The following is a 22,845-nucleotide window of genomic DNA, read 5'->3' on the forward strand; positions in this document are numbered from 1 at the left end:
ACGTGGAAATTCACCCTTGGGCCATATTTATGCGCAATATGGGGCGATTAATTAATACAGGAAGTGGCAAGAGTGTCTTTCCTTATGGGAAAGAAAGGTGACATGTCCCGCGCAGACTGAATAAGGTTTCAGTGTTAACGGTACGAAAACAGAGAAATGAAAATGTAAAATCGGTGAGGTTGATCGTCTTTCAACAACGCGCGCGGGTGGCGCGTTGAGCATGAAGACACGTAAATTGGAGATTAAGCGTTTGAAGAAAGGAAGTTTGCGAGCAGTTGATGACCTTGCTCAGTCATGATGCTTTCAGGGTGAAATTGCACCCCCTCAAGCGGAAGTTCGCGGTGACGTATCCCCATAATTTCATCAAATTCGCCATCACGCTCTGTCCACGCTGTGATATCGAACGCCTCTGACAAGGATTCACGTTCCACCACCAATGAATGATATCGCGTAACTGTGAGTGGATTATTCAGGCCTTGAAAAACCCCTTGATTTTGGTGCACCACAGGGCTGGTTTTGCCATGCATGACTTGGCGTGCACGAACGACGTTTGCCCCAAACACTTGTGCTAACGCTTGGTGCCCTAAACACACACCCAAGATCGGTAACTTGCCCGCGAAATGGCGAATAGCATCAAGGGAGATGCCCGCATCATCAGGCGTACAAGGGCCAGGAGAAATAACGAGATGTGTCGGCGACATGGCCTCGATATCAGCGAGTGTCAAGGTGTCGTTGCGGCGGACCACAACGTCTGCGCCCAACTGACAGAAATACTGATACAGGTTGTAAGTAAAAGAGTCGTAATTATCGATAATTAACAGCACAAGCATTCCCATCACATCCCTCTCGCTTTACGTCAGCGAGATTGGGCGCAAATGCTATCACAGCTTCTCGTGGCTGCACCAGATTGTGCAGCTAAAACTCATTGATAGGCAAAATCGGGGTGGGCCAAGGGTTGTGAAGCCACTCGCGATAAAGGCCCGTCAGCTCGTCGCTGTGCTCATCAATCAAATGAATAATGCGTGGGTCAATCAGGGTGCCCGCTTCTTGTGTCACCGCATTGATCCCACGTTGTACCCGTTCTTCAATGTTGCCGTCACAGCCTTCAATGGCCTTATCGAGTAGCTCGGCTGCAATAGCGACGCGGCACTCTTCAGGAATTTTATCCCCTTCAATTTCAGGAAATCCGGAACCATCCCATCGGGTATTCTTGTATGTCAGTAAGCTCACCGACACAGAAGCAAACCCATTGGTGGCCTCTGAGAGTAACAACATACTGCGGCAATCTGGGGTGCTGTTTCCTCCCCCATCGTCCCAAAGCTCACCCAATGCACAAAGCGGGTACGCCAAACTGATGTCTTCGGCTTTGGCTTTCGTTAACCCGTACTTGATGGCCAACCATTCGCAGCATTGCGCTATACGTGGTGCAGAGATTTCGACTTCATTGTTATGCAATGCCGCCACCGCCGCGATTTGATTCATCACTAATTGATAGTTTTCACGCATGGCCGTTGCGCGCGCTTCGCCCAACAAATGCCCCACTCGGCTTTTCACCAATTCAGGCGACACCGGCTTGATCAGAAAATCTACCGCGCCACTTTTCAGGCCTTCCACTTCGCTTTGGTATTCATCCAGCGCTGACACAATGACAATGGGAATATGACTCACTGTGCGCTCTTGTTTCAAAATACGGCACACCTCGTACCCGTTCATGCCAGGCATCATGATGTCGAGCAAAATGAGATCCGGTTTTTGCTGCATCGTGAGCTCTATAGCTCGCTCCCCACTTTTGGCAAAAATGAGGGTGTATTGATCTTGCAGTATGGTGCGCATCACGTGCAGATTGCTCGGCTCGTCATCCACCACCAGCACTTTATATGCCATAACCTTTTACTCCAGATTCTTGCGCTGCAGGCACTTGGTCTAACACAGTCAGGAAGATGTCGTAGGCATCGTCCAATTCGAAGTTCTCGATGGCGGCAACAAAGGTGGCCAACAGAGGTGGCTCTACGTAGCTTGCCATAGCAGGCACCAGTTCCTTGTAAAGCACATCGTCGAATTGGCCTTCCGCCAGCTTAGAAACAAACTCTTCAGTCTTCTTGTTAAACGTTGCAGGAGGCATGGTAATGACCTCTGCATCATCCATTTCTTCTCTGCGCACACCAAGGTACGCCAACACATTGTCGAACGACGCAGACAAACAGTCGTTCAATGAATCCAACTGTTTACCGAGTTCGGATACATCTCCCTCTTGCAACGCAGAGAGTAATTTTTTCAATTCATAAGCCAGCTTTTCAAAGCCGAGGCATTCGGCGGCATCAATGGCCGTGTTGAAATAGCCATCAATGCCATCAGGCTGCTCCTGCACCATGCGCTTCACCACGACAGGCATGTCGAGGTAATTCAAACGGAACTCTCTCACGATGCTGAGAAGAATGTCTGACGTTGGCCATTGTTGGAATGCCCATGATTCGTTGAAATAGACTTTCTCTTCTTGGGTGATTGGCTGGGTTAATACAGTGACATTGCTGTTTTCATCAATGCCCATACAGCGTTTAAGCACATCAAACACAGCTTCACACTCAAACGGTTTATTGATGACGTCGTCGAAGCCACGTCCTTGCCATTCTTCAGTCGTTGTCGGGTCAACAGCCAATTTCATCGCTATCACCCGCACAGGTTCTTGGCGCGAATCTCCCGCCCAGTCACGCAGTGTTCTTGGTGATGGATACATCTCTTCCGACACATAGGCGTCCATCAGCACCACATCGACTTGCTGCGTTCGAATTAAATCTTCGGCAGCATCCATGTCCGTGAAGGTCAATACTTTCACCCCTTGGCGCAGCAGCATGTCGCGAAGCTCTTGCTGATTGCGCTGCACATCATCAATCACCAAGACTTCTAGTGGCGGTAAGGCATAATGCTGCACCGCATCTCTGTCGATAGATTTTGCACCGTGCTGTACAGCAATCAGCGGTAAATCGGCATACACCACAGAGCTTTGAATAGACTCACCATCAAACCATAAATTCCCTCGCATCAATTCGATGAGCTGGGTGATCAAGGTGGCTGATAGCGTTTGTCCGGTGTGGACGTTTTTCTTTTCAAGGATGTCACTCGGTTGCACGGCGTAACTCGCAACCGCAAACCGCACCATGTCATTCATGGGAAGAACATGCAGAGACACATTGCCGTTTTCAGTATTGGTTAGTGCGCTTCGCATCATGTTCTGTAGTAACTGCTTAATACGGCGGGAATCCCCGACATAGCTATCAAGCAGCGCGTCGCTGTAATGCAGACTGACGTGAAGTTCGCGCGCTTGCACGGTTTCACGGGCGATGAATTCGATTTGTCGGCAAAGCTGAACCAAAGAGAATTCCCCAATGTCGAGGGGCAAAGATTGGCTTTCGAGCTTTGAAGTGTCAAGAATGTCATTGATGAGTTTCATCAGGCTGTTGCCTGACTCTTTAATCACTTCAAGGTGATGCCGATGAATGGGGTCTTTTTCCGCATCAATAAGAATGTCTGCTAGCCCCAAAATGGAGTTCATGGGCGATCGGAATTCGTAACTCATGTTCGCCAGGAACGAGGCTTTCGATTGCGAAGCTTTCTCCGCCAATCGCACTTTCTCTTCGACGTCTTCCTCTGCTTGGCGCTTGTCGGTGATATCAACAATGACACCATCAATCCAAGTGCTGCCATCCTCTGCGCGGTAGCTCAGACCAATTTCCCAAAACCATTTTTCCTCATCGCCACGGGTCGAAAACCGGTATTCACAGTCGTATTTGCCGTTACGACGAGACACGTTTTCGCGCACTTTACGGTAATTGGCCGCATCTGCAGGGTGAATACGATCTACAAAATGCGATACCCCATTCTCCCCTGTCAGTACAGATGCGCTATATCCGGTGATCGATTTCGCCGCATCACTGATGTACACCATGTGCCGAGTGCCTCCCGTCATTTCACGGAATGCCATGCAGGGTAAATTGGCGATCAAAGATCGGTATTGTTTAGCATTTTCTCGCAGCGCCCACGCCAAATGACGTTGCTCGGAGATATCAGAAATCACTGCCACAAAACTGTTTTCTGCTGCGCCTTGATGAAAGCCAATGGCCAGTCGAATCGGGAACGATGTGCCGTCTTTTCGCTTCGCCATAACCTCACGGGTTGAGCCCACCACGTCTGATGAACGGCGCTCAATGAAGTTATGGATATACATATCGTGGCGGTGTTGATGCTCATCCGTCACCAAAATGCGCACGTTCTTACCCATGGCTTCAGACGCTAGCCAACCGAAAATGCGCTCAGCCGAGGAGTTAAAAAAGGTGATGTGGCCTTTGCTATCAATCGCAACGATGGCGTCGGTAATGGTGTTCATCACACGATCCAATTCTTCGTCTTTGACAGAGAGGTGTTTAACGCGGGCTTTTAGCATAAACAATGCATTGGCGATCTGGCTAAAAATCGCTATGAACACAAAGCCGAAGATCAACATCATCAAGGCATCACGACGGTCAAAGGGGGCGCTCTCCACCCGAACCGGTTGCCCTGATAACGTCAGTGTGTCGCGCATGATCAAAGCGACCGTGAGAGAAGCCACCGTGATGGTCGCACCGCTGAGGAGCGCGCTGCTCATGTCTCGGTTCCACTTTGCTTGCTTAGGGCGACCAAAGCGCTGCCACAGCGCCGTGCCCACCAGCAATGAGCAGATTCCCAATGCCATGGTAAACATCGCCATATCAAACTGAGCAATCGACACGCCGTTAATGGCCGCAAAGCCAAAGGTATGTTGAATCATCACCGCAAGAGAAATCAGCCCGGTGGCCATGAGTATTTTGATGGGAGGGTTGGATTTGTACGCAATCAATCGAAACGCGTACAAGCAAAGCAAAAACGTCAATACTGGGGGAAACAGCAAGAAGGCAGGCACAAAACCAAGGTCTTGATAGACCGACACGGAGAGGACATTAACCACCTGCATGAGCCACATCGAAAATGCCAGCGTGAGAGCATTCACGGGCAATGGCGTAAACTGCCAGACAGGCTGTCGCCTCGCTTGCAGTGGGCGATATAAGAAAGCCAGAGCGGCTACAACGAATGATGCACCACCTGCGAGCAGCAACATCCATGGATCGGTATACCCTTCCAGCAGAGGCTGGTCTGTCACTGGCGGCAGAAAAAAGAGAGTCAGTGATTCGATTATCGACATGCGTTTTACCGAGTTTGCGCCTAATTCATTGAACAAGCACACAAATGATCATTACCGAGAAAAACAAACAACTTTCGAGACATCTTTTAAGCTTAGTCAAGATTTAGCAGGTAACCCATTAAAACGAAGGTAAAAAAATAGGCTCCCAAGGGAGCCTATTTCAATTGCGTCTTACGTTATTTTATTTTGCACTGCAGTCCACGGAACACCGCGACGGTTTTCTCATCAATCACCGCATCACCACATGGAATATCAATGAATCCCCACAAACGAACACTCAACGACACGGTGTCGCCGTAAGCCACGCCAATGTCTTGCAAGAATGGGCTGTCTTGGGTGTATTTGCGGTTTTTCTTCCAGCGTAACCATGGACGGTCGCTGTCAATGTTTCCATTGATGGCTGGCTGCACCCAGAACACGCTCTTGTTTTTAAAACGCAGCTTGAACATCTCTGCCGCTTCTTCGTAATTCAAACTGATGATCACCGGATCATGGTCTGAGGAAGAATAAGGGTTGGTGGATTTCACCAGATCACCCGTAAAGCGGCCTGAGTATTGGAACAACGTGCTTTCTACAGCATTGATGTGCCAATCTTCGACACCGGTTAGTTTACTCACGACACCTTGGTTACCCACGGCATGATCAAGGCTACCCAGCTCACCATCAAAGGTGTACGAGAAGGCTTCATCGCCCAAGAACAAGGTCGCGAGATTCACATAGCCAAAGCCATTGCCCACTTCGCGCGCAGCCTCATCCAAGGTCACGCCAGCAATAGAAGTTCCGGCAGCAGTCACAATCTTACGTTCTGCAGAAGCAGCGTCGTAATCGGTCATGACACGCATTGGATCTTCTTGGCCATAAGCATTGAAATCACCCAACGCGATAATGTCGCCTTCGATGTCAGCCAATGCATTGCCAAGCGTTTCCGCAGCAGACACACGGAATTCATTGCAACGGCCTTGAAGGTCCGCGGGATCATCATCGAACTCGCCGGCAACCCAATCTTCGTAACAACCTGAGCCTTTCGATTTGAAGTGGCTAACCGCGATAGACAGTGTTTGTTCGTCAACCACACTAAAGGTTTGCACCAAGCTATCACGCTGGAATTTATCCAACTGGCGCGTTTCGCCGTCAGGGTTTTCACCCGAAATATGCTGTTCTGGCATACGTACAACCACTGCATCACCTGATGGAGACACAACCGCAGCACGGTAAATCAACGCCACTTGAATCGCATCGCCACCCAAGAATGCGCCTTGATTGAGATCGTCAATCGCTGGCGTCACATAGGTGTAGTGATCCGCTTCATCCACAAAACGCGTATTCAGCTCGGTCACTAAATCCGCCAATGCACCGTTGTCACCAAAACCGTTGTTCTCGATTTCCATCAAGCCAACAATGTCAGCATCCATGGCTTCCAACGCATTCACGATTTTCGCACGTTGCAGTTCAAACTCCGCCGCATCTTTGGTGCCACGGTTACAACCACGCGATGCATCCGCATCTGCTTGGTCATCACAGGTCACGTTCAAATCACCGCCCACTGCACTCGCACTGGTGAAGTAATTAAGCACGTTAAAGCTTGCCACTTTTACATTGGTGTCAGCAAACGCTTCTGGCGCTGCGGTGCGGTCTTCTTCGCGCACAAAATCACCTGCCGTGATTTCATTGGTTGCCACCAAGCGGTATTTGCTAAAGCTATAGCCCATCACCCCTTCAAGGTTGGTGACGACATCGCCAATGCGAATATACCCTTGATCAGCATCCAATCCTGGGAAGTAAGGCACCACGCCATTTGGCGCATTGGTATCGGTTTCAATGTAAAGCTGGTTTTGTGCATTCTCAGTAGCTAGTGCTGCGGCTTCTGCAGAACCGGCAACGTAAAGCTGTGTTGGCTTCACGAGCGGTGCTTCATGGGACAACACCATGTTGTTTCGGAACGCATCGAAGTCAAAACCAAAGTTACGTGTCACCACCATGTCACTGGTTTGTGTGAGGCGCACTTTCATGCCTTCATAACGCTCCAAGGCATTTTCAAGCCCTTCATCTTCACCAATTTCAATGTCCGTCGCCGCCAGCTCACCCACGGTGTCGATCACTTCCCATTGGTCGCTCTGCGCATCCAGCTCGGTCAAATTGAAGAACTCTTTGACCTTACCGCCCGCACACACTTGCATGCCCGGCTCAATCCCAACAGGCTCACTCCCCGTGAAGATGTACAAACCGTCAGAGGTTGATGTATCCCCATCGCCATTCGCGTCTTGCAGCCAAAAGCCTTTGTACAAATTGGTGGTTACCGCTGTTACGACGCCGCTGACATAGTAGGTGTCTTCGCTTTCAAAGCTGCCATCCGGAACAAGTGGGCTTTTATCGCCACTGCCTTGAACAGCATAAATGGGCGTCAGGGTTTGATCGTCACACGTGAAGGTATTGCCGCCACCACCGCCATCACACGCGCTTAGGCCACTACACCCCAAACCATCAAATGTATCTCGGTCAAAAGATTGCCATTCAGCAGACACATCGAACGTGGCAGTAAGATCGGTTCGTCCAACGCTGCCTTCTTGGCGACGAAGGGTGACGTCTTTGGCGTAATTGCTACCTAAAGCAAGTTCACCCAGGCTATCGACAACGTTGTCATTGCCATCAATAAGCGCGACCACGTCGTTACCGTTGAAGTTAACCGAACCCGAAGTGATTTGACTGACGTCAGTGATGTCTGCCGATGCATTGCTGTTACCAATAACCAAAGAGTCACCGGCCGCCAACGCGCCACTCAATGCAATGGTAGAACCGAAAGACGTGTTGTTATTGGACGCGATTTTTACCGCCCAATTGTCGAGAGACACGCTGTCACTGCCAAGGTTGGTGATTTCGACGGCTTTGTTGTTTGATGAACCTTCGACATATTCCGTAATCAGTACGTCTGCACTTGCGGGAAGCGCTGCACTTAAGGCTAGAGCCAGTGGACTCCATGTTGAGATCTTCATTTGCTGTCCTTTTTTGCGTGTGAAGTCATAAGCAACGCAAATATGTAACAGTCATGGATTTCATTTTCGTGATGCAAGGCTCATATCACTGAATAGAGCATAAGGTGCTGACGTGATTTTCGAGACTCGTTCAGCAATCAACAGATAAAGAAAGCGTCAAAAGAGAGAGAATATGATGGGAACAGGAGAGATTAAGACAAAAAAAGCAGCGAAATCGCTGCTTTTTGATCTGATTAGACGAGATTAGGTTTCGACTAAGGGCGGGTAACAAAACCCACTGCTTCGTACACTTTCTTCAAGGTCACAGCAGCGCGCTCAGAGGCTTTTTCTGCACCTGATTTCATGACTTGATCTAAGTAAGCACGGTCTTGGCGGAATTGCGCATAACGCTGTTGAACAGGCTCAAGCATCGCAACAACCGCTTCTGCCGTGTCGGTTTTCAGGTGGCCATACATTTTGTCTGCGTAGTCTGCTTCAATTTCAGCAAACGTCTTGCCCGTCGCAACAGACATCAGACCCATCAAGTTCGCCACGCCTGGCTTGTTTTGGATATCAAACAGAACACGTGGTGGCTCTTCTGAATCGGTCATTGCGCGTTTAATCTTCTTCGCAATCGCTTTCGGGTCTTCAAGCAGGCCAATCACGTTGTTGCGGTTATCGTCAGACTTCGACATTTTCTTCGTTGGATCTTGCAGGCTCATCACGCGCGCACCCACTTGTGGGATGTACGGTTCTGGCACGCTGAACACATCGCCGTAGACATTGTTAAAACGGGTCGCGATATCACGCGCAAGCTCCAAGTGTTGCTTCTGGTCATTGCCCACAGGCACTTGGTTTGCTTGATACAGAAGAATGTCCGCAGCCATCAATACTGGGTAGCCGAACAAACCCGCATTAATGTTTTCTGCATGGCGCGCTGATTTGTCTTTGAACTGGGTCATGCGGTTAAGCTCGCCCATTTGCGTGTAGCAGTTCAGCACCCAGCCCAATTGCGCGTGCTCAGGCACATGCGATTGAATGAACAAGTTACTTTTCTCTGGCGTGACACCTACCGCAAGGCAAAGCGCAAGTGAATCGAGTGTCGCTTCGCGCAACTTTTCTGCTTCCTGACGAACAGTGATCGCGTGCAAGTCTACGATGCAGTATTGGCAATCGAAGTCATCTTGCATTTGTTCCCACTGACGCAAAGCACCGATGTAGTTGCCGATACTGAGTTCACCTGAAGGTTGAACACCGCTAAGTACAATGGGTTTGGTCGTTGGGTTACTCATGTTCTTTCTGTTCCTGTCAGTAAAATCAGCCAGAGTGACCACACCCTGGCTTTAAGCTCGAGAAAAATCGAAGGTTTAATTTACGCTGTTTTTTCGGTACTGAGAACCGTTAAAAGTTGGTCAAAGTGATCTGCCACGCTATCCGGCGCACTATCACTGATCGGCTCGCCGTAGTTGTAGCCATACGTCAGACCAAAAGAGGCGATGCCTGCATTTTTCGCAGCAAGAATATCGTTCTTCGAATCGCCAACCATCAGCATTTGGTCTGCGGTTAAACCATGCTTGTCACGCAGTGAGAACAAACCTTCTGGGTCGGGTTTGTTTGTCGGCAACGAGTCACCACCAATCACGTCGGTGAAATAGTGTGCCAAACTCAAATCTGCAAGAATTTCAGGGACAAACTCATACGGCTTATTGGTGACAATGCCCAATACAAAGCCTGCATCTTTAAGCGCAGCCAAGGTGGTTTTCACCCCTGGGTAGACAATGGTTTTGTCGTGGCCGTTGTTCGCATAGTGGAAGTTAAAACGCTCACGCACTTGGCGGTATAGCGATTCATCAATATCCGGACGAATTGTCACGCTTTGGCTAAGCGCACGCTTAAGCATGATCTCCGCACCGTTACCGATCCAGTTACGCACTTCATCATCCGTCGCGGTGTGCAGATTAAAATCTGCCAATGCCATACGAATGCCTTCCGCCAGATCAGGCACGCTATCAACCAGCGTTCCATCTAAATCGAATGCGATGTATTTGATGTTTTCAAATCTTGCCGTCACGAATTATTGTCCTACTTTGCTCAGTTCTGCGCGCATTTCATCAACCACGGCTTTGTAGTCAGGTTGACCGAAGATTGCAGAGCCTGCCACAAACATGTCAGCGCCCGCTTCTGCGATTTCGCGAATGTTGTCGACTTTCACACCGCCATCAATTTCAAGACGGATATCGCGGCCGCTTTCATCAATACGACGACGCACTTCGCGCAGTTTATTTAATGTTTCAGGAATAAAGGATTGGCCACCGAAACCCGGGTTTACTGACATCAAGAGCACCATGTCGATTTTATCCATGATGTGGTCAAGGTGGTGAAGTGGCGTTGCAGGGTTAAAGACGACGCCCGCTTTACAGCCATGCTCTTTAATCAATTGTAAGGTACGGTCAACATGGTCACTGGCTTCTATATGAAAGGTGATCATGCTTGCGCCCGCGTTCGCAAAATCAGGGATAATGCGGTCAACCGGTTTCACCATCAAATGCACATCGATTGGGGCTGTGATGCCGTAATCGCGAAGCGCTTTACAGATTGGCGCACCAAATGTCAGGTTCGGCACATAGTGGTTATCCATGACGTCGAAGTGAACAACGTCCGCACCTGCTGCCAATACTTTATCGACATCTTCACCTAAACGCGCGAAATCCGCCGAAAGGATCGACGGTGCAATAAGAAAATCCTTCATCCTGTAGCCTCACTTATACCAATTACCCTAAGTCTCTGTGTACGGTTTGCAAAAACTTAGGGTAATGGGTAGCGCGTTAAACTCACTTGAGGTTGTAGTAAAGTCGGCGCAATTCTACCCGATTGAACGTCGCCTGTCTTATCAGATACGTTGATAGCTAGCATTAGCAAACAGTTTTACCAATGGCACACAGGGGAGGCTTGTTTGTCAGCTAAGCTGGGGGAAAGCGAAGAAACATGAAGAAGAGAAGATGCCGAATACAGAGAATAACAAAGAGAACGTTGGCTTTATCGATATCGTAAAGAGTGTATTTGCGGCGATGTTTGGGGTGCAATCAGACAAGAACCGACAACGGGACTTCAAGCAATCAAGCATGGTGCCTTACATCGTTGTCGGCGTGGTGTTCGTGGTGCTTTTTGTTCTTGGACTCATGGCGATCGTGTCCGTGGTGATGTCAGCCTAAACGTCCCACGTCATACCGTTATGGCAACTCAGGGCTGTCGCCACTGAACAACGCCAACAGTTCATCTACCTTGTTACGCCCACCCGCATTTCTGCTGATCGTGCGCTTCACGCGTACCACATTCAGTACCGCCCCGTGGTATAGGCTTCGCGTTAGCTGAGTGTCGTGGTTCGACACGAGCACTGGAACGTTCTTTTCCATTGCCGCTTTGCGTGCAATCTCACCCAGCAGCGCTTGGTCATCCAAACTGAAGCCACCACTGGCATAGGTGGTAAAATTCGCAGTGGTAGAAAGCGGCGCATACGGTGGATCGCAGTACATTACGCTGCCACGACGTGCCGCTTTAAAGCTCTGCTGATAACTCTCACACACAAACGTGGCTTTCTTAGCTTTCTCTGAGAAATATTCAAGCTCAGCTTCTGGGAAGTAAGGTTTTTTATACGAGCCAAACGGCACGTTAAAGCCACCTTTCTTGTTGTAGCGGCAAAGACCATTGAATCCGTGGCGGTTCATGTAAAGAAAATACAATGAACGCAGGTAGGGATCTGTGGTGGCGTTAAACTCTTCGCGGATGGCAAGAAACGCAGGCTTTTGATTGTACTCTTGCGTAAACAGTTTTCGCGCGTCGTCGATATAACGTTCCGGCGATTGCTTAACCAGGTTGTAGAGGTTAATCAAATCAGGATTGATGTCAGCCAAGCGATAGTGCTCGTAATCCGTATTCAAAAATACAGACCCGGCGCCAACAAAGGGTTCGATCAACTTTTTGCCTTCAGGCAAGTGTTTGCGGATTTCTTCAACCAGAGAGTATTTCCCTCCAGCCCACTTCAGAAAGGCACGATGCTTTTTCATTAATGTGTATCCACTACCACTGCTGCTTGAAAGGGGGCGGATTGTATCTCATTTTTAGCCATCAATCAGCGTAAATTCACGCCCCAATCAAAGTGAAGGTAAGGTTAGTTGGCAAGCGCAATCTCTTTATGGATTTGCGCAAATGATTTCACCCAAGGAGTCAAACGACGAACATTGGCTGACAATTCCAGCTCAGCGCGTCGCGCGGCATTCACCGATGGGTAATCCCCAATAAGAATCATGTACCACGCTTCGTCGTTACGTACCGTCTCGTAAACACGCGCTGTATTTTCGATGCCGTACTGCTGGAGGAAATCATCCACGGCCGCTTTTGACTGTAATGCCGCAAGTTGCAAGGCGTAGCGCGTATCAGAGACTGCCAATAATTCAGTGTTTGAAAGTGTCACACTCACCGCTTGAGGTGCCGGTGCGAGTGGCTCAGGTGTCTGCTGCGCATTGTCGGCCTGCTCTTGCGTTGTCGCTGATGCTGATGCTGCCGCCTGAGTATTTTCAGAGGCGGGCGTTGCTGGCACTTGGTTTTGCTCTGCAAGCTCAGGGATCAAGGCTTCATCAACGGCAGCTGTTCCATCGCCACCAATGGCTTGGTCGTCGATAATGGCATCAACCACACGGTCTGGCACCACGATACGGCGGTTTTCATCACGGCGACCCACCGTCATGCCTTCCACCGTTGGATCTTCAGGCAAGGAAATATTGTCATCAATGGCATCGGCATTCAGCACTGTTGCCTCGCTACCTTGTGCTTCGGCAGCATTTTGCTTGGCCATTTCAGCTTCTTTTTCATCGAGCAACTCTGACAACTCTTTCACGCCATCAGGAATGACGTTTGTTGCTTCTACGTTTTCCGTAGATTGCTGTGTCAGCGTCCACCAAACAATGCCAGCCCCCGCAACCAGCAAGAGGAAGGCTAATATCAGTAAAGGGAGTAACGAACGACGTTTTTTCTCTTCCATCGAAGATGTCTCCTGTTGCTCGAGCCCTTTCAGGGCACCGGGTAAAGCTGGCAATAGTGCGGCTTTTTGTTTAAGTGCGCGTCGCTGTGCCGCATCAAGTTGGCGACTCACCATCATAACTTCAATAAACATTTCCCGTTCGTTTTCTGCGAGCGGGCTAACCTCAAGCTCAAGCGGTTTAACCCCTTGACCATACGAGACTTTCTGTAGCCATTTATTCAACTTCCCACGCAAGCTAAACAGTAATACGTTGATTTGCCAGTTTTCACGCTGCTGCGCTTCTGTCACCAACGCCCAAAGCTCTGCGATTAACGTCGCACTCAATCGGTGTGCTTCGTCAATGACAATCAAGGTATGGATATTTTGGCCTTCGAGCATGTACTCAAGGCTTTGCAGCATTGAATCGTTTTCGTTGAACACACCATCGCGCACAATTTGGCGCAGGATGATGGCACGGTGCTGCGCATCCTGTTGGCTGGGATTACAAATTAGGAGAGATTGATTGGGCTCGTTTGCCCAATTTTCGAGATAGCGCTCACTCAGCCAGGTTTTACCTGCGCCAGATTCACCTGTCACTTGGACAAGGTTAGAACTAAATCGAGTAAGAAATTGAATTCTAGACAAAAGTTGGATCTGGGTGTCCAAATCCAACGCAATCATGTCGTGGGAGCCTGTCATATACAAACCCGCTTAACGTGTCGCAATGACCTCTGCAAGCGTCTCGGTAGTAACGTTCGCAACCACTTCCGCCGTTCCAATCGAGGTTGGCAGAACAAATCGTAGTTGCCCGGAAAGCACTTTTTTGTCGCGTTTCATGTGCTTGATAAAGGCATCATAGTCCATGGTGGCGGGTGCTTTCACGGGGAGTTTTGCATTTTCAAGCAAGGAAGTGATACGGCTAACATCTTCTTGCGAAAGTAGTTGTTGAAGATGAGCGGTTTGCGCAGCCATGACGGTACCTGCAGCAACAGCTTCTCCATGCAACCAGTTGCCGTACCCCATCTCAGCTTCAATCGCATGCCCAAACGTATGGCCAAGATTCAACAGTGCGCGAACACCAGATTCTTTTTCATCCTCAGCAACGACGTCTGCCTTGATTTGGCAACAGCGCTTGATGGCATAAACCAACGCATCTGCGTCGAGAGTGTTTAATGCATCAAGGTTTTCTTCCAACCACACAAAGAAAGGTAAATCTGTAATGATGCCGTATTTGATCACTTCTGCGATGCCCGCTGCGAATTCTCGCTCGGGAAGGGTTGCCATCACATCGATGTCAATCACCACAGCTTTAGGTTGATAAAATGCGCCGATCATATTTTTCCCGAGAGGGTGATTTACTGCGGTTTTACCGCCAACAGACGAATCAACTTGGGAAAGTAATGTGGTAGGAACTTGAATGAAATCAACACCGCGCTGGTAACAAGCGGCAGCAAAACCAACAACATCACCAATCACACCACCACCCAAAGCAACGATAAGCACATCGCGGGCGTAGTTACCTTCAAGCAAGAAAGTATTGATGACATTAAACGTGTCGAGGGTTTTGTACTGCTCACCATCAGGCAGTGAGAGCAAAGCTGGCATGCCGCCAGCTTCTTTCAAGGTATCCATGAGCTTTTCAGCATACAAAGGTGCGATGGTTTCATTTGTCACCACCACAACCTGACGGCCCTGAGCGTCAGTAAAGAAGGCGGGATCAGATAACAATCCGGCCCCAATAGAGATAGGGTAACTTCTATCGCCCAGGTTTACGTCAATCCTTTCCATGGAATACCTTTTTGCGTCGAGATTTAGTGCTTAGTGATCTTCTAGCAACTCAATGATCTGATTAGCAACCACTTTGGCGCTTTGATCATCCGTGCGAACCACATAGTCAGCAATCTCTTCGTACAAAGGATTGCGTTCGCCAGCTAGCTCTTCCAGAACTTCACGAGGTTGTTCGGTTTGGAGTAACGGACGCTTTTTGTCACGCTGAGTACGTGCCAATTGTTTTTCAATCGTGGTTTCTAGATATACCACGATGCCACGAGCAGACAGACGATTGCGGCTCTCTTTGCTCTTGATGGAGCCACCACCGGTCGCCAAAACGATACCCTGCTTTTGGGTCAGATCGTTAATGACGTTCTCTTCGCGGTCGCGGAACCCCTCTTCACCTTCTACATCAAATACCCATGCGATATCAGCACCAGTGCGTTCTTCGATCACGGTGTCCGAGTCAAAAAATTCCATGTGTAGTTGCTGAGCAAGGTGACGACCAATTGTGCTTTTGCCAGCCCCCATTGGACCTACAAGAAAGATATTTCGTTTTTCAGCCATTTTAAGCAGTTTACGCGCGGTTAATGAAAACAACACCGCCCGCAGGCTCGTAATCGAAAGCCCGAGGCGCCAATTTCCTCACAGATAATTCGTGATCAGACCAAAAATTATCTCAGGTCACTATGCCTGTTGGCAACTTAAAATACACCCAAGCGTCAGTTTAAATTCTATAAGGCCCGATGTTTGAAAGGAAAAATGGCTGAAACAGACGTTTGGTCTCGTTTGCAGCCATTTTGGTCTTTTCCTTCAAATTATGCTTTTAACCGCATGAAGGCTATACATTTACTGAGTGATGATCCGAGGCGTTACAAAGATTAATAGCTCTCGTTTGGTCATATTTTCATAGTCACGACGAAAGAGTTGACCCAGCCCAGGAATATCTCCCAGCAATGGCACCTTATCCACTTTCTCTGTCATTTCATGTTGATAAATCCCACCGAGAACCACGGTTTCGCCGTCATTTACCAATACCTGAGTACCAATACGTTGCGTACTAATGGCCATAGCCTCACCTCCACCAGCTACAACAGAGCCTGCTGGTTTGTCCTGTGTAACTTCCAAATCCAGAACCAGTTTGTTGTCAGGTGTGATTTGAGGCGTCACGGAAAGGCTGAGTACTGCTTTTTTAAATGACACGGCAGCAGCACCACTGGATGATGCTTCTAGATACGGTAATTCCGTTCCTTGCTCAATGTAAGCCGCTCGCTTATTCGTCGTAAGCAATCTCGGACTCGAAATGATTTCAGCACTTGATTCCGCTTGTAACGCAGATAGCTCCAAGTCTAAGAGAAGGTTCTTACCCAGATTCGCTACTTGGAAAGCCACACTAGGCGCATTGATGCTGGTTGCAGCGAGGTTGACGTTCAGCATATCGTTCACACTACTGGAACCTTCGCCTCCAGAGTCAGCATCCCCAAATTGCTGCCCTTGGCCTTCAATTGACCCGCTGGTTGAAAAGCTGCCATTTGTATTCGTGACGCCCCAGCGAACGCCGATTTCATCCAATACACCTTCTTCGACAGTCACAATCCGCGCTTCAATTTCAACTTGCTCAACCGGAACATCCAGTATCTCAATCAGCGACTTAACAATCTCGATATTGTCAGAAAGATCTTTAATCACCAGTGAGTTAGTTCTCACATCAAACGCCAAGCTGCCGCGTTCTGATAACAAACTAATGCCTTCATCTTCTTCATCGTCGCCACCGCCATCGAGTAGGGTTTTAAGATCTTCCGCATTGGCATATTTAATCTGAATCACTTCAGAGCGCAATGACGCAAGCTCCCTTTCGTGGCGACGCTTTTCAAGCACCAAACGTTCTTGTTCATCCAACTCTGCTTTGGGAGCGACCAACAAGATATTGCCCGTTTCGCGCTTATCTAACCCTTTCACTTTCAAGATGGTATCCAGCGCTTTCTGCCACGGTACATCATCAAGACGTAGGGTTAAGCTACCATCCACACTGTCAGACACCACCAAGTTGAAGCCATTGTGCTCAGCAACCATCTGCAGCACGGAACGAACAGGAATATCTTGGAAATTGATGGAGATGCGAGAATTGCCTGATGTGGCTTTGTTTTTAGTTGTTTTACCCTTAACAACAGTGGCCTGCGGCGATAGCTCCACGGTCAATACATTGCTGGTTTGGTAGTAGTCATACGCGTAATCATTTTGCGTTGCTATGTTTAACCAAACATCATCATCGCGAGACTCCACCACCATCGACAATGCGGTTTTGCTTAGCCCCTCAAGGCTTTTTGAACCCACAAGATTATCAATCACCTGCGTGTCTTTAAGGCTGATTTCTAAGTTTTGTTTGTTCTTTGTAAAGTTGGTAACCACTGTATTTTCAGCCAAGATCAATGAAAACAACGTGCTGCCTTTTTCATTTTCACTGACATCAATCTGCTGTAACTCATTGGCTGCTATTGCAAAGGAATAAAAGAAGAATAGTGATGCAACGCTTAAAACCTGCCCCCTTTTTATCAGCTTGCCTTGGCATCCCTTCCTCTGGCTTTTCATTCTGTGCCCTTATGTTTGTTATTAAGTGTCAATCTGACGTTTCTTACTTGCCAACACCCCAACCCATCAGGCAGGTGCTCTGTCAGCGATAGCGTTTGCTGACTGATGCTATCCACACGTCCGCGATTGCTGCCAAGCATGCGACCAATGCCAACACGGTGAATACTGTTGTCCGGCGATGACACCAACGCCCAATAACTGCCTGGTGCACCGATCACCCCTTTAAACGTCAATGACGACAGCTCAAAGCGTTCAAGCGGATCATTCGTCGCTAACTCTTCTGGTTGCCAGCAATCGCCTTGCGCCAACGCTTCCTCTTCCATCGCCATTGGCAACACAAAAGGATCGGTTTTCACGAGTGGCGCATACGCTAGCGGAGAGAAACTCGGTTTAGGGGGTAACGGCGTAGCAGTGACTTCAGCCGACGCATAGGTTTTACTGATAAAGCGCTCTAAGTCGTCATTGCCTCTATCACCGCCACAGCCGGAAAGAGCCAGCGCCATCATCCATAGGGAAACACGTTTCATCGCGCTTCTCCTTGTCCGCCGATATAACGATAGGTATGAGCGGATACAGAGAACATCAACTCGCCATTTTTATCCTTGAGTCGTGACAACTGAAAATCTTGCAACGCGACAATGCGCGGCATTCTTGCGAGAGCAGCTGAGAAGTGGCCTATCTCGTGATACCGCCCCGACAGCTCCATTTCAAGAGGCACTTGATAGAGCCAACCGACTTTTTCCCCATCCTTCCAGCTCAAATTTTCAAAGTTCAAATTGAACTGAAGTCCAGTGTCATTAATACCTGCCAGCAACAGAGCAAGCTCATCTTCCGCAGGGAGTTGCAATGCAAGGTGATCGTAGAAAGATTGCAGTTCGTTGATCTGCTCTTCCACATCCGGTAAAGCTGCCACCTTTTCCGCTTTTATCCGAAACTGGGTCCGCAATAGACTCTCTTCTTGTTTCGCTAACGTCACGTCATCTAAAAGTGGCATCACCACCAAAAATGCCCCGGCAACAAGTGCCACAACAGAAAAGAGGCCCAGCAGAACATTTTGTGCCGTTGCGGACCATTCAGGGATTTCATCAAGATCCCAATCACGCCAGTCAGCCATTTTTCTTCGCCTCCACAGGTAAACTTGGAAGGATAAAACCTACCAACTCAAACGTGGCGCTGAATTGCTTCGCCACCATTTGGTCTTCGCTGGCGTTATTCACGATGGAATGCATCTGGACATGGGTTGCACCCGCGTGGGTTTCAAGCAGCGCTAACAGCGTTGCCAGTTGGGCATTGGACCGGCTGCGCCCTCGTAACGTGACTTTACCAGACGTTAAAGACACATCGTCCAGCACGACCCCTTCCGGTGTGATTTCAGGCAGTAGATTGAATAACAGTATTGAGTTGTTTCTTTGCTGCTGGAGTGAATTCACGAGTATCAGACGACGTTGAAGCTCTTCTCTTTCCACTGCTTTTTTTGAAAAACGTTTTAGCGTTTGATTCAAGGTGATGGTTTCTTGCTGAATACGCGCATTCCGAGCTTCTTGACGCTCAATTTGTACATTGGCATACCAAAATGCTCCGCCAAGCAAAATGGCCACACTAAAAGCTGCCGCCCCCATATGATTGAAAAATAGTCGTCTTTGTTTGAGGCGATACGTTTTTCGCCACGGCAGTAAGTTAATTGACTGTCGCATCTTCCATCCCGCGCAATGCCAACCCAATGGCCGTCGTCCAAGTTGAAGGTGGCTCGTCCAACCCTTCTACCAATTGTTGAGAGAGTGACATCGTCATCAAAGGATTGAACGTCTCGACCTGCCAAGGGAGGTGCGCTTCTAAATGGAGAACATCCACATCAGAAAGCCCTTCTCCCGATAACATCAAATGCGACGCGTGTTTACCCGGAAACTGAGTCGCCGCGAGCTGATATTGTCTTTGGATAGTATCGGCAAGCGTTTCGGCATACCGATTGCGCCCTAGCAAGGAATCTGCACCCAAGCTCTCGTTGGGCAGGGGCAACTCCCGAAAGAAGGGGTCAGAAAAGTTATCACCGAGGCATATTTGTATGCGTTCATGACTGATATCGACAAACAATTCCGTTCCCGCCGCTTCGCCTTTTACGCTGTGATGCTGATGCAACCGCATGAGTGCATGCGCTTGAAGCTCTATAACGGACAAATGAAACCCAGCTTCTGACAACGCATCGAGCGAATCTTTCAGCGTCACTTTTCGACACGCATACACCTCAACACCTTCTCCATTGGGCAACACGCGATAATCGTACAAAAGCTCATCCATGGGCAGGCCGAGGCTTTCAGCCAACATCATGCCGACCTGAATGTATTGTTCGTTTTCTGGTAAATCTGTCGGTATGGCGATTCTTTTGAGGACGACCTTGCTCTGTGGCACACCTAAGACTTGCCGAGAAGGCCACTGCCAAGGTGTTTTAATGTCTTTGCGAAGTCGCTTTTTTAACAGGCGCAATGCATCAGTAAGAGAATTGCCGCCATACTTTTCTGACACCAAGGCATTCACGCGATATAAATCGCCATGCTTTTGAATCAGTGCAGCTCTGACTGCATGCGAACCAAACTCGATACCTAATGCCGTGGTTTGACCAAACATCTGAAATGACACCTTCTTAAAAGTCAGCATCAAGTAACTTTTTTGAAAGTTCTCTCAGCAGGGTCGATATTTTTTGTTCAGTTATCTTTATACTAACGACACTAATCTATTGAACAGCTCGACAAAAAACGTTACGGGAAATATCTAGTGAAGTTCATTAAGCGACTGCTTATCCTTGCAATAATTTGCATATTACTTGGAGTGGGTACAATTTTCGGGTTCTACCTGTACGTCAAGCCAGAGCTACCAGATGTAGCCACGCTGAAGGACGTAGAACTCCAAACCCCAATGCAAATTTACAGTGTGGATGGAAAGCTCATCTCTCAATTTGGCGAGAAGCGTCGAATTCCAGTGACCTATAATGAGATCCCTCAAGATCTGATCGATGCACTGATTGCCACCGAAGACAGCCGTTTTTATGAGCACCCTGGTATCGACCCAATCGGTATCACGCGAGCTGCGCTTGTCGTCGCCATGTCCGGCTCGGCAAAACAAGGTGCCAGTACCATTACCCAACAACTTGCGCGTAATTTCTTCCTTTCTAACGAAAAGAAAATAATGCGTAAAATCAAAGAAATATTTATTGCGATCCACATCGAGCAGCTTCTTTCCAAACCGGAAATAATGGAGCTCTATGTCAATAAAATCTTCTTGGGATACCGCTCTTACGGCTTCGGTGCTGCAGCACGTGTTTACTTCGGAAAAAGCCTCGATCAGCTCACGTTGAGTGAGATTGCGACCCTTGCAGGAATGCCAAAAGCCCCCTCTACGATGAACCCCCTTTATTCGGTAGATCGTGCAACAACACGCCGCAATGTCGTGCTTGGTCGCATGCTGACCGAAGGCTACATCACCCGCTCTGAATATGAGCAAGCTAAAAACGAGACCATCCTTTCTCGTTACCACGGTGCCGAAATTGAACTCAGCGCCCCTTATGTGGCGGAATTGGCGCGCTCTTGGGCGGTTGAAACATATGGTGAAGGCGTATACGAGTCAGGCATGAAGGTTTACACCACCGTCGATTCTCGTCTTCAAAATGCGGCGCAACATGCTGCCATTTCTAACCTCTTGTCTTACGACCAACGCCACGGCTATCGCGGTGCAGTTGCCACTTTGTGGGGAGAGAAAAGTGCAGCATGGGATGCCGACAAGATCCAAGCACACCTGAAAAAACAACCAAGCTATGGCGAATTAAAGCCAGCGGTTGTTGTTAAGGTTGAAGAGAAAACGGCCAACGTTGAACTGGAAACAGGCGACGTTGTGGCGCTTCCTTGGGACGGCATGAAATGGGCACGTCGCTATGTCACGGATACACGCCAAGGCCGCGCGCCAAAACGTGCCGGTGATGTGCTCAATGCTGGCGAGCAAATTTGGGTACAGCAAATCGGTGAAGATTGGCACCTAAGCCAGGTACCAGATGCAAACACCGCCATGGTGGCACTGTCGCCAGAAAACGGTGCCGTCAAAGCGTTGGTTGGTGGGTTTAACTTCGTCCACAGCAAATTTAACCGTGCAACCCAATCCGTCCGTCAAGTCGGTTCGGGGATCAAACCATTTATCTATTCTGCAGCAATTGATCAAGGCATGACGTTGGCAACACTCGTGAACGACGCGCCGATCAACCGCTGGGATTCAAGCCAAGGGACAGCATGGCGTCCTAAGAACTCACCACCAACGTACACGGGTCCAACACGTGTTCGTATCGGCCTCGCACAATCTAAAAACGTGATGGCAGTGCGCGTGCTTCGTCGTGTTGGCCTTGATGAGTCTATTGATTTTCTGACGCGCTTTGGCTTCAAACGCAACGATTTGCCGCGTTCTGAAACCTTGGCATTGGGAGCGGGCAGCTTAACGCCAATGGAAGTCGCACAAGGCTTTAGCGTGTTTGCCAATGGCGGTTACTACCTCAAGCCTTACTACATCAGCAAAGTGGATGACCCATTTGGCGAACCACTTTTCGTTGCGAACCCACAAACCATTTGTCGTGAGCATTGCGATGCTGTGGTGAACAAGCGAGATTCAGACAACCTTCAGGAAGAAGAAAACCTGCTTGATCAAACCGCAGACATGGAAAACGAACCGTCGTTTGCACCGCAAGTGATCAGCGAGCAAAACGCTTTCCTCGTGCGTGAAATGCTAGAAGCCAACATTTGGGGTGGCGGTAGCTGGCGCAGTGGAACAGGTTGGAACGGCACTGGCTGGCGAGCGCAAAAACCGTTAAACCGACGTGACATTGGCGGTAAAACCGGAACCACCAACGATTCGAAAGATGCATGGTATTCAGGCTTCGCACCTGGTTTGGTTGCAACGGTTTGGGTTGGATTTGATGACCACTCACGTAACCTAGGTCGCACGTCAAACAACGCAAATCTTGGCAAAGAGCAAATTGCAGGGGCGGAAGCCGGCGCGAAAACAGCGCAACCTGCATGGATCGATTTTATGGTTGATGCCGTCGCGGATGTGCCGGAGCAACGTAAAGTGACGCCATCAGGAATAGTGAAAGTCCGCATTGATCGCGACACCGGTTTGCTTACCCGCAAAACAGATGGCAGCTCTATGTTCGAGTACTTCGAAAAAGGCTCGGAGCCGAAAGATTATGTTTCTGCTGCAGCAAGTAGCGGCAATATCTACGAAAGCGAAGGCGAAGAGCTGTTCTAAGCCTCTCG

18 protein-coding genes are annotated in these 22,845 nt (G+C 48.9%); 2 read left to right on the plus strand and 16 right to left on the minus strand.

Going from position 1 to position 22,845, the window contains the following annotated elements; all coding sequences use genetic code 11:
* Positions 1–242: 242 nt before the first annotated feature.
* The 7 genes from BCT27_RS11570 to rpe form a co-directional block, all read right to left on the minus strand.
* Positions 243–824: an aminodeoxychorismate synthase component II gene (locus BCT27_RS11570; RefSeq protein WP_026024549.1), complete on the minus strand. Its 582-nt coding sequence runs from the start codon at positions 822–824 to the stop codon at positions 243–245.
* Positions 825–915: 91 nt separating this feature from the next.
* Entirely contained in the window at positions 916–1,884 is a 969-nt protein-coding gene (locus BCT27_RS11575; protein ID WP_102317240.1) for a response regulator, read from the minus strand.
* A complete protein-coding gene (locus tag BCT27_RS11580; RefSeq protein WP_241908561.1) occupies positions 1,874–5,212 on the minus strand; it encodes a PAS domain S-box protein in 3,339 nt (1,112 codons plus the stop codon). The genes BCT27_RS11575 and BCT27_RS11580 overlap by 11 nt, the downstream gene beginning before the upstream one ends.
* 176 nt (positions 5,213–5,388) lie before the next feature.
* The gene (locus BCT27_RS11585) at positions 5,389–8,202 is read right to left on the minus strand and encodes an ExeM/NucH family extracellular endonuclease (RefSeq protein ID WP_102395872.1); all 2,814 of its coding nucleotides are present in this window, start codon (positions 8,200–8,202) and stop codon (positions 5,389–5,391) included.
* Between the two features lie 254 nt (positions 8,203–8,456).
* The gene (trpS, locus tag BCT27_RS11590; protein WP_017009605.1) at positions 8,457–9,473 is read right to left on the minus strand and encodes a tryptophan--tRNA ligase; all 1,017 of its coding nucleotides are present in this window, start codon (positions 9,471–9,473) and stop codon (positions 8,457–8,459) included.
* 80 nt (positions 9,474–9,553) lie between these two features.
* Positions 9,554–10,252: a phosphoglycolate phosphatase gene (locus BCT27_RS11595; protein WP_102390337.1), complete on the minus strand. Its 699-nt coding sequence runs from the start codon at positions 10,250–10,252 to the stop codon at positions 9,554–9,556.
* A gap of 3 nt (positions 10,253–10,255) precedes the next feature.
* Positions 10,256–10,930, minus strand: a complete 675-nt coding sequence (gene rpe / locus BCT27_RS11600) for a ribulose-phosphate 3-epimerase (RefSeq protein ID WP_017009603.1) — start codon at positions 10,928–10,930, stop codon at positions 10,256–10,258.
* Positions 10,931–11,180: 250 nt separating this feature from the next.
* On the opposite strand from rpe, the gene BCT27_RS11605 reads away from it, so the two are divergent.
* Positions 11,181–11,393, plus strand: a complete 213-nt coding sequence (locus BCT27_RS11605; RefSeq protein ID WP_102317245.1) for a DUF2970 domain-containing protein — start codon at positions 11,181–11,183, stop codon at positions 11,391–11,393.
* A gap of 18 nt (positions 11,394–11,411) precedes the next feature.
* On the opposite strand, the gene BCT27_RS11610 is transcribed toward BCT27_RS11605, so the two are convergent.
* The 9 genes from BCT27_RS11610 to pilM form a co-directional block, all read right to left on the minus strand.
* Complete coding sequence (locus tag BCT27_RS11610; protein WP_102317246.1) at positions 11,412–12,245, minus strand: Dam family site-specific DNA-(adenine-N6)-methyltransferase; 834 nt, start codon at positions 12,243–12,245, stop codon at positions 11,412–11,414.
* Positions 12,246–12,349: 104 nt separating this feature from the next.
* Positions 12,350–13,879 (minus strand): AAA family ATPase, encoded by a 1,530-nt coding sequence (locus BCT27_RS11615; RefSeq protein ID WP_102395873.1) that lies wholly within the window; start codon positions 13,877–13,879, stop codon positions 12,350–12,352.
* 30 nt (positions 13,880–13,909) lie between these two features.
* Positions 13,910–14,986: a 3-dehydroquinate synthase gene (aroB, locus tag BCT27_RS11620; RefSeq protein ID WP_102317248.1), complete on the minus strand. Its 1,077-nt coding sequence runs from the start codon at positions 14,984–14,986 to the stop codon at positions 13,910–13,912.
* Between the two features lie 30 nt (positions 14,987–15,016).
* Complete coding sequence (gene aroK, locus BCT27_RS11625; protein ID WP_026024547.1) at positions 15,017–15,535, minus strand: shikimate kinase AroK; 519 nt, start codon at positions 15,533–15,535, stop codon at positions 15,017–15,019.
* 282 nt (positions 15,536–15,817) lie between these two features.
* Positions 15,818–17,557: a type IV pilus secretin PilQ gene (locus BCT27_RS11630; protein ID WP_241908563.1), complete on the minus strand. Its 1,740-nt coding sequence runs from the start codon at positions 17,555–17,557 to the stop codon at positions 15,818–15,820.
* Complete coding sequence (locus BCT27_RS11635) at positions 17,554–18,084, minus strand: pilus assembly protein PilP (protein WP_102395874.1); 531 nt, start codon at positions 18,082–18,084, stop codon at positions 17,554–17,556. Before BCT27_RS11635 ends, BCT27_RS11630 begins: the two co-directional genes overlap by 4 nt.
* Positions 18,081–18,671, minus strand: a complete 591-nt coding sequence (locus BCT27_RS11640) for a type IV pilus inner membrane component PilO (protein WP_102390343.1) — start codon at positions 18,669–18,671, stop codon at positions 18,081–18,083. The genes BCT27_RS11635 and BCT27_RS11640 overlap by 4 nt, the downstream gene beginning before the upstream one ends.
* Entirely contained in the window at positions 18,664–19,251 is a 588-nt protein-coding gene (locus BCT27_RS11645; RefSeq protein ID WP_102395875.1) for a PilN domain-containing protein, read from the minus strand. Before BCT27_RS11645 ends, BCT27_RS11640 begins: the two co-directional genes overlap by 8 nt.
* The gene (gene pilM / locus BCT27_RS11650; RefSeq protein WP_102395876.1) at positions 19,235–20,179 is read right to left on the minus strand and encodes a type IV pilus biogenesis protein PilM; all 945 of its coding nucleotides are present in this window, start codon (positions 20,177–20,179) and stop codon (positions 19,235–19,237) included. The genes BCT27_RS11645 and pilM overlap by 17 nt, the downstream gene beginning before the upstream one ends.
* 147 nt (positions 20,180–20,326) lie before the next feature.
* On the opposite strand from pilM, the gene BCT27_RS11655 reads away from it, so the two are divergent.
* On the plus strand, positions 20,327–22,837 hold the full coding sequence (locus BCT27_RS11655; protein ID WP_102395877.1) for a penicillin-binding protein 1A: 2,511 nt from the start codon (positions 20,327–20,329) through the stop codon (positions 22,835–22,837).
* The last annotated feature ends 8 nt before the right edge of the window (positions 22,838–22,845 follow it).

Origin of the sequence: Enterovibrio norvegicus, from assembly GCF_002876705.1 — a bacterium.
GTDB lineage: Bacteria > Pseudomonadota > Gammaproteobacteria > Enterobacterales > Vibrionaceae > Enterovibrio > Enterovibrio norvegicus_B.

Coding starts and splice junctions, on each gene's coding strand:
- BCT27_RS11575 (WP_102317240.1), bottom strand. CDS start 1,884: ATGGCATATAAAGTGCTGGTGGTGGATGACGAGCCGAGCAATCTGCAC.
- BCT27_RS11580 (WP_241908561.1), bottom strand. CDS start 5,212: ATGTCGATAATCGAATCACTGACTCTCTTTTTTCTGCCGCCAGTGACA.
- BCT27_RS11585 (WP_102395872.1), bottom strand. CDS start 8,202: ATGAAGATCTCAACATGGAGTCCACTGGCTCTAGCCTTAAGTGCAGCG.
- trpS (WP_017009605.1), bottom strand. CDS start 9,473: ATGAGTAACCCAACGACCAAACCCATTGTACTTAGCGGTGTTCAACCT.
- rpe (WP_017009603.1), bottom strand. CDS start 10,930: ATGAAGGATTTTCTTATTGCACCGTCGATCCTTTCGGCGGATTTCGCG.
- BCT27_RS11605 (WP_102317245.1), top strand. CDS start 11,181: ATGCCGAATACAGAGAATAACAAAGAGAACGTTGGCTTTATCGATATC.
- BCT27_RS11610 (WP_102317246.1), bottom strand. CDS start 12,245: ATGAAAAAGCATCGTGCCTTTCTGAAGTGGGCTGGAGGGAAATACTCT.
- BCT27_RS11615 (WP_102395873.1), bottom strand. CDS start 13,879: ATGATTGCGTTGGATTTGGACACCCAGATCCAACTTTTGTCTAGAATT.
- aroB (WP_102317248.1), bottom strand. CDS start 14,986: ATGGAAAGGATTGACGTAAACCTGGGCGATAGAAGTTACCCTATCTCT.
- aroK (WP_026024547.1), bottom strand. CDS start 15,535: ATGGCTGAAAAACGAAATATCTTTCTTGTAGGTCCAATGGGGGCTGGC.
- BCT27_RS11630 (WP_241908563.1), bottom strand. CDS start 17,557: ATGAAAAGCCAGAGGAAGGGATGCCAAGGCAAGCTGATAAAAAGGGGG.
- BCT27_RS11635 (WP_102395874.1), bottom strand. CDS start 18,084: ATGAAACGTGTTTCCCTATGGATGATGGCGCTGGCTCTTTCCGGCTGT.
- BCT27_RS11640 (WP_102390343.1), bottom strand. CDS start 18,671: ATGGCTGACTGGCGTGATTGGGATCTTGATGAAATCCCTGAATGGTCC.
- BCT27_RS11645 (WP_102395875.1), bottom strand. CDS start 19,251: ATGCGACAGTCAATTAACTTACTGCCGTGGCGAAAAACGTATCGCCTC.
- pilM (WP_102395876.1), bottom strand. CDS start 20,179: ATGTTTGGTCAAACCACGGCATTAGGTATCGAGTTTGGTTCGCATGCA.